This window comes from Tardiphaga sp. (assembly GCF_025356345.1).
Lineage (GTDB): Bacteria > Pseudomonadota > Alphaproteobacteria > Rhizobiales > Xanthobacteraceae > Tardiphaga.
On record NZ_JANXTC010000300.1, the window covers coordinates 1 to 6,753 of the forward strand.

General features: G+C 59.4%; 6 protein-coding genes. 3 read left to right on the top strand and 3 right to left on the bottom strand.

Annotated features, from left to right (window positions below):
• From Q0S16_RS18390 to Q0S16_RS18400, 3 genes are all read left to right on the top strand, one after another.
• On the top strand, positions 1-573 hold a 573-nt coding region (locus Q0S16_RS18390), incomplete at its 5' end, for a squalene/phytoene synthase family protein (RefSeq protein WP_295851125.1).
• Positions 563-1,735, top strand: a complete 1,173-nt coding sequence (locus tag Q0S16_RS18395) for a lycopene cyclase family protein (RefSeq protein ID WP_295851128.1) — start codon at positions 563-565, stop codon at positions 1,733-1,735. The genes Q0S16_RS18390 and Q0S16_RS18395, both read left to right, overlap by 11 nt.
• Positions 1,736-1,737: 2 nt before the next feature.
• A complete protein-coding gene (locus Q0S16_RS18400; protein WP_295851134.1) occupies positions 1,738-2,634 on the top strand; it encodes a Brp/Blh family beta-carotene 15,15'-dioxygenase in 897 nt (298 codons plus the stop codon).
• Between the two features lie 108 nt (positions 2,635-2,742).
• Here Q0S16_RS18400 and Q0S16_RS18405 read toward each other — a convergent pair whose 3' ends face one another.
• From Q0S16_RS18405 to Q0S16_RS18415, 3 genes are all read right to left on the bottom strand, one after another.
• Positions 2,743-2,949 (bottom strand): hypothetical protein, encoded by a 207-nt coding sequence (locus Q0S16_RS18405; protein ID WP_295851136.1) that lies wholly within the window; start codon positions 2,947-2,949, stop codon positions 2,743-2,745.
• A gap of 1,041 nt (positions 2,950-3,990) precedes the next feature.
• Positions 3,991-4,932, bottom strand: a complete 942-nt coding sequence (locus tag Q0S16_RS18410) for a LysR family transcriptional regulator (RefSeq protein WP_295851138.1) — start codon at positions 4,930-4,932, stop codon at positions 3,991-3,993.
• A 120-nt stretch (positions 4,933-5,052) separates the two neighbouring features.
• Entirely contained in the window at positions 5,053-6,246 is a 1,194-nt protein-coding gene (locus tag Q0S16_RS18415; protein WP_295851141.1) for a pilus assembly protein, read from the bottom strand.
• Between the last annotated feature and the right edge of the window lie 507 nt (positions 6,247-6,753).

Sequence of the window (6,753 nt, forward strand, 5' to 3'; positions counted from 1 at the left end):
CGCGTCGCCGGCACCGTCGGGCTGATGATGTGCTGCGTGCTGGACGTGAACGATCCCGCCGCGCGCCCGCACGCCGTCGACCTCGGCATCGCCATGCAGCTCACCAACATTTGCCGCGATATCGCGGAAGACGCGGCGCTGGGCCGACGCTATCTGCCCGCCAGCCTGGTGGGCGAGATCGCACCCGAATTGCTGATCTCGCCGCGGCCTGGATTGCAACCGGTGTTACGGCAAGGGGTCGCCGACCTCCTGAATCGGGCCGAGCGCCACTATCGCAGCGGTGAACTTGGCCTGCCCTATCTGCCGGTTCGCGCCCGAACCGGCATTCTGGTCGCCGCGCGTGTTTACGAGGCGATCGGCACCGGGCTTCGGCGGCGGAATTTTGCCTATTGGTCGGGGCGGGTTGTCGTGCCCACTGGCGGCAAGGCTTTCTTGACCGTGCATGCCGTGACGAGCCAGTTGCTTCGGCCATCGTTCTGGTCGCGGCGGCGGCGGCACAATGCGGCATTGCATACGGCGATCATCGGCATGCCTTGCCTGGTGCGTATCGGGGGAGACGACCGTGCCGTTTGACGCCGACCTGATCGTTCTTGGTGGCGGTTGTGCTGGCCTGAGCCTGGCGTTGCGGCTCGCCGAACTGGGTGAGGATTGTCCGCGTACCCTCATCATCGAACAGCGCACTCATTACACCAATGACCGGACCTGGTGTTTCTGGGACGATTGCTGCGCCAGAATACAGCCCCTGGTTCAACACCGCTGGCAAAAAGTAAGAATCCGCGCGGGACGTCGCAGCGTCACGGTGAACTGCGGCGCGACGCCCTATCAGATGCTGTCTTCCGGGACGTTCTACGCGGCGGCGCTTGCGAAGATTTCCCAGAACCCGCGCATTGAGTTGCTGATGGACGCATCGGTTTTCGCGCCACCGAGCAAACATGCCGGCCTCTGGCATGTCGAAACAGACACAGCCCTGTATCGCGGTGGCACGGTGATCGATACCCGGCCGGCGGCGGGCGGCCCGCGACGCGGCGATGCCATGCTGTGGCAATCGTTCTACGGCTGCGAGATGGAATGCGATGACCGCGTGTTCGATGCTGGCTGCGCCGATCTGATGAATTTTGCCACCGGCCACACCACGGATATTCGCTTCGCCTATATCCTGCCGGTTTCGGCCAACCGGGCCCTGGTCGAGGCCACCGTGTTCGGGCCGGATCCACTGGACCGATCGGCGCTTTCAAATGATTTGAATGCCGCCCTCGCACGCTGTGCCAATGGCTCCGGTTTCAGGATCTTGCGCGAGGAAAACGGGGTCCTTCCGATGGGGACCGCGACCCTGAAAGTGGATCCCGATCCCAGCTATCTGCGGGCTGGCGTCAACTGGGGCGGCGCGCGCGCCAGCACCGGCTATGCCTTCCAGCGCATCCAGCGCTGGGCTGATGATTGCGCCCGCCGCCTCGCCGGCGGCCAGCCGCCCGTCGGCCACCCGCCCGATTCGTGGCTGCTGCGCGGCATGGACCATCTGTTTCTTTCCGTCCTGCGAACCCGTTCCGCCGCGGCCCCGGATCTGTTCCTGTCGATGTTCGAAAACGTGGATGCGGCCCGCTTGATCCGCTTCCTGGGCGATGGCGGCACCCTGCTCGATCGCGTGATGATCGCCTCCGTGTTGCCAGTCCTGCCGTTCCTGCGGGAAATCCCCGCGGCGTTGCATCGGTCGGCGCGATTGCGCGAGGCCACATGAGAATGAGCCAGGTACAACGCCTTCAGGGATTGCTGTTCTGCGCGACGGCCGTGGTGCTGGCAGCCGCTAACGAGGTCGCCGGGCGCCCCGATCCGCAGACGGAGTTGCTGACCATGGCGGTTCTGATCGGCCTCCTTGGCGTGCCGCATGGCATGCTGGACACGGTTTTTGCCCGTCACCTCTATAATGTCCGGACCGTAACAGAATGGGCTGGCTTTACGCTGGCCTATTTCATCCCCGCGGCGCTCGTGGTGGTGCTGTGGCAGTTCGCCCCGCAACTGTTTCTGGCCGGGTTCCTGGTGATCTCGGCCGGCCACTTTGCGGGCGATCCGTCGGCGGGCACCCCCGCGCTCTCGCGCCTCGTTTACGGCGGTGCGATCATTGTTCTCCCGACCATCTGTTACGCCCCCGAGGTGACGCGGCTGTTTTCATTTCTGGTCGGTCCCGACGCCGCCATGCAGACGGTCGCATCGCTCAATCTTGTCAAATGGCCATGGTTGGCGGGCCTGTTACTCGCCGCGGCTCTTCGCCTGAAGGATGACTGGTGCGGCGGGCTTGAAATGGCCGCCCTGGGACTACTGGCGACGCTGGCGCCACCGCTTGCCGCTTTCACCGCTTACTTCTGCATCATGCACAGTGCGCGTCACATTTTGCGTACCATCGACTATTTTGATCGGATGTCGGTTCGTCGCATGCTGCTAGCAACGGCGCCTCCGCTTCTGGTCACGGTCATCCTCGCCATCGCCGCCTGGAATTTTTCCGACGGCGTGGCGATTGATATCCGTGTGGTTCAACTTGTTTTCGTCGGCCTCGCGGCACTGACGGTGCCGCACATGATGGTGGTCGAACGCATCCGGCTTGCCGGCTGGATCAGACGCACATCGGTCAAACCCGAATAAACTGGGCCTGGCCGCCATCGGCGGTCGATGCTGACACCGGCTCGCGGGCGTCTCGCGGTTCACGGCAGACCTTGGCCCGAACCGGAGACGCCGCCGTTCACGCGGCCGTCAAGTCACGTCGGCGAGACACTCTTCGTTCTCCGCGAGCTGGATCAGCGATAGCGCATGCATCAAATAGGCGCGTGACTTCTCGACATCAGCCTCTTCCTCCATCAGCCTTCCCAGCGCTGCGGCTTTCAGGCGATAGGCTGTGGCTTTGGCGACGCGATCCGCGCCCTGGCGGACCCGGTCGGTGGGAAACGGGATCAGGGACACAGGACTACTCCGGTCGCTTGGGTTGGCGTGACTTATTTGCCGGCCCATGCTTCGAACCGCTGGACCGCGACAGCTCGAAGCTGACCGCCGTGATTATCAGCGCATCGCGTGCGCGGTCATCAAAGCTACCTGTTCCACGGCCTGTCATCATCGTCGCCCCTCTTTAGGTGTATTGCCAAGTACATTCCGGACGCGCGGCCGGTGTTCAGCAACAGACGCCCACGACACGCGTTAGACTCGCGGCTACTTACCTCTGATAGTATCGTAAGAGAAACAATCGGATTTATCTGCACGGTCGCGCACATAACCGGTCACATTGAGCTATATCAAGGCTTAAAAACCGAACGGGGCCGGCGATCAGGCTCGTGGCCCCCCTGGTGATACCGGACGATACCCCGCATCGCGCCGCGCCCAGCGCCCGCCTGACCAGGAACAAATTCCTTGGCGCCGTGGTCTCCGCTCGGAATCGTCACGAGACCGGTTGACCGGCCGCCAATGCCGAGACGCCTAACTCGAAATAGAGGTGCTTCAGGCTCAAACAGGCTCGGCATTGAAATGTCCGACATTCAACTCCCTGTTTCGATTCAATCGACCGCAGCGAGGCCCTGCCGTGGCATTGATCGAACTTCAAATGCGACGTGCTGATATTGTCATTGTTGTACATTGCAATCGATACCGCGTGTATTAACTAAATTCGCAGTGACCGGGGACATTGGCCAACTGCCAGCTGTCAGAACAAACGTGCCGCGTATCTTGAAAAATGGTCGTGTCACACAAGTCCGGAAAATCCGTTACCTTCGAAATTATATGAAATTCATGGCGCGGCAAGAGATGTTTTGAAGGTTGCGAGGAGCCGGAAAATGTGCGGTCTCGCAACAGGCGCGCGGTTGCCGGAGTTCCGACACTACACCGCGAGCCTCGCGGCCGCGGACCTGGAGTACGGCACAACGCCGATGACGTTCCTCCTTCGAAACCATGCTCCCGTGGCGGAGGGCGTCGTCCGCGCGCTGGGCCACTCAACCTTGGTGTCCGATTGAATTTCTACAAAAAGATGGATTCGGCAGCAATAACAGGTGACGCTTCGGCGCGCGAAAAGTCTGTCTTAACCGGCTTCACGAAGAACAGCTTCAACAGATCCGCCAGCACATCGGTCGTCTCCGCGTTGCGTTGCGCGTCCGGCCTCGCATAAAGAAACGCCTTCACTGGCGTTAACGCGGGCAGGTAGCGCATCTTTGCTTCGATGAGCGCGTCGGGAATCATATGAACCGGGACAATGGTGAACCCCAGCCCCGCCCGCGCGGCGGAAATGGTGGCACGGTAGTCAGCGCTGTTGAACACGATGCTGTAATCCAGCCCGGCCCTCGAAAGGCAAGTAAACATCAGGTCATCTGTCACCGTTCCCGTACAACTCAAAAGTGGGATCGGTACCCCGGGGTTAAGCACGAAGTCCTCCGAGCAGGTCCAGACAAACAAATCCTCGTGCTCGTCGACGATGAAATCGGCCATATCGTTCGCCACTTCCGCGTTCTGGAATATGTATGCGATATCGATAAAGCCATCCGCCAGCTTTTTAGCGATCACCGCGGAGGTGTCCGCATGGATGATCACTTTGGATATGAAGTCTCTGTTGCAACGTTTCAGATATTCGTCGGTGTAGAGGTTGCTGATCCCCACCCTGATCGGTGCGGCGACATATACATGGCCGTGCCCTCGCAAGCGCAGCATTTGATCATGGGCCTCCATCATACGACGGGCGTGGCTGAGCACAAGAAAGCCGAACTTTGTCACGGTCGAGCCGTTGGCTTCTTTCTTGAAAATACTTCCACCGAGCAGCGATTCGATCCGCTTGATCTGTGAGGTCACGGCGGACTGGCTTATTCCGAGCCGAGCCGAGGCCTTCAGATGGCTCCCGGTTTCCACAACCGAGATCAAGGTCCGGATAATCTCCGTGGGCAGATTTTGAAGTCTTTGCCGGTCAGACATTGTTAACTCCAGCGACCCGGACCTGCGCCCGCCAGCTTTTCTATATCATCGTTGATCGTACGATCAATATCGGAGGTGTCGGCGATCCGCCGCTCGACATCAACAACACCCGCGTCGAGTCTATCGCACCAGGCGCGCGCCACTCACCGTGGTGGTCCCGGAGTTCGGCGCCAGGGCGCCGGGCGAGATGCTCCAGTTCATTCCGTTCATGGTCAAGGTGGAGAACACCATCACCGTCTGGAGCGCGGTCACACTGGACACCGAATTGATCGCGACCTGCCGGCTCGGCAGATACAACAAGCCCTGCATATTGATGGTGGTTGACCCGTTGATCGGCAGATTGGACTGCGACAGGCCGTCGGGTTCATAGACCAGAATGTTGGCATAGGTGCCGCTGGTCGGCGCTGAAAAAACTGCATTCACACCGCTGTTGAAGGTGAGCGTTGCATTCTGGTTAACCAGATAGAAGGTCACTCCGGAACCGGTAACATTCCAGCCGGAATTGAATGTCATGCTACCATTTTCAATAACATAAAGACCGGGACTGAAGGTCAACGTCCCTCCCCCGTTGAAAGCCGTCGAGCCACAATATCTGCCGGGTGAAAGGGTGACTGATCCGCCATTATAGCTCTGATTATTGTAGTTGCAGGCCGACGGCGACACCGCGGGCAGCGTCCCAACAAAAGGGTTTGAAACGGCCGCGCATCCCGTCGAGACGGCAGCATTGTTGCCGCTGTTCTGGGTGGCACCGCCCTTGATGCACACTTTGGCAACATTCAACGAATTGTTGGTGTTGATGGTGGCGGCCGTACTGTTGCTTGAATCAACATGGATCTCGCAACCGGAACCGCTGATGGAGGCGCCGTAATTCACCACCAGCGTATTCGAAGCTGGATTGGCGACCAGTATGATACAAGCCTTGGCACTGCTGGCGGTCGCCGCCGCCGCGCCCGCGACCGACACATTGACCGTCGGAAATCCCATCATCCCCATGAATTTCGTGGTCATCGTGGCTGACGCGGTGCCGACCAACTGACTGCCCGCGACGGAGAACGTCGCGGTGGTCGCGGCCGCCCACTTCGTGTCGAGATTTCCCGCAAACATGCTGTTGGCCTTGGCAATCTCCGAAGCGCTGCTGGCTTCCTGGACTCCGGCAAGCAGCGCCGAATCCAGCGCGAGCTGCAGTTTCGCCCGCTGGTCATTGATCAGGGAATAGTCCACGGCCATTCCCATACACCCCATGATCGGCAGCGCCGCGACCGCGAAAATGATCGCGACGTTGCCACGAATGTCCCCGGCGAAACTCAACACCATTATTTTCACCGGCTGTTCCGCCCCATGATTCTGAATGGCCAGGGGATCACGTGCGCGCGCCCCTTGACCGTGGAAGACATAAATACCGACAACAACGCTTGCGCGTCGTCCTGGTAGAATCTGAGTTTTTGAAGAACTTCGAGATCTTGAACAGAACGTTTCACCCTATGTGGAAGCGTTCCGAAGTATCAGTTGCGTGAGATCGTTAGTGTACCAAGGACTATCAACAATTATCTTAGAAATGGAACTATCTCTTGTCACCAATATTATTTCTATTATTTCGATAGCTAAGTAAGCTAACGGGCAGACAAGTTGTATTCACTCGCGCTAGTAAATCATGTATATATGGCGTCGAGCGGCACGCTGACGCGATGGAAAGCGGCCTGGCAGGAACTATCGCTGACATCTGGACTTGCACTTCCATGATCGATGGCACGCCTGAGTTTACTTACATAAATACCATGCGTCGGATCGGCGCGCAGCCGGTCGCGATAACCGCGGTCGTCG

Excerpts from the sequence above, each read along its gene's own strand:
- Q0S16_RS18415 (WP_295851141.1), bottom strand. The coding sequence starts at position 6,246 with ATGGTGTTGAGTTTCGCCGGGGACATTCGTGGCAACGTCGCGATCATT.
- Q0S16_RS18410 (WP_295851138.1), bottom strand. The coding sequence starts at position 4,932 with ATGTCTGACCGGCAAAGACTTCAAAATCTGCCCACGGAGATTATCCGG.
- Q0S16_RS18400 (WP_295851134.1), top strand. The coding sequence starts at position 1,738 with ATGAGCCAGGTACAACGCCTTCAGGGATTGCTGTTCTGCGCGACGGCC.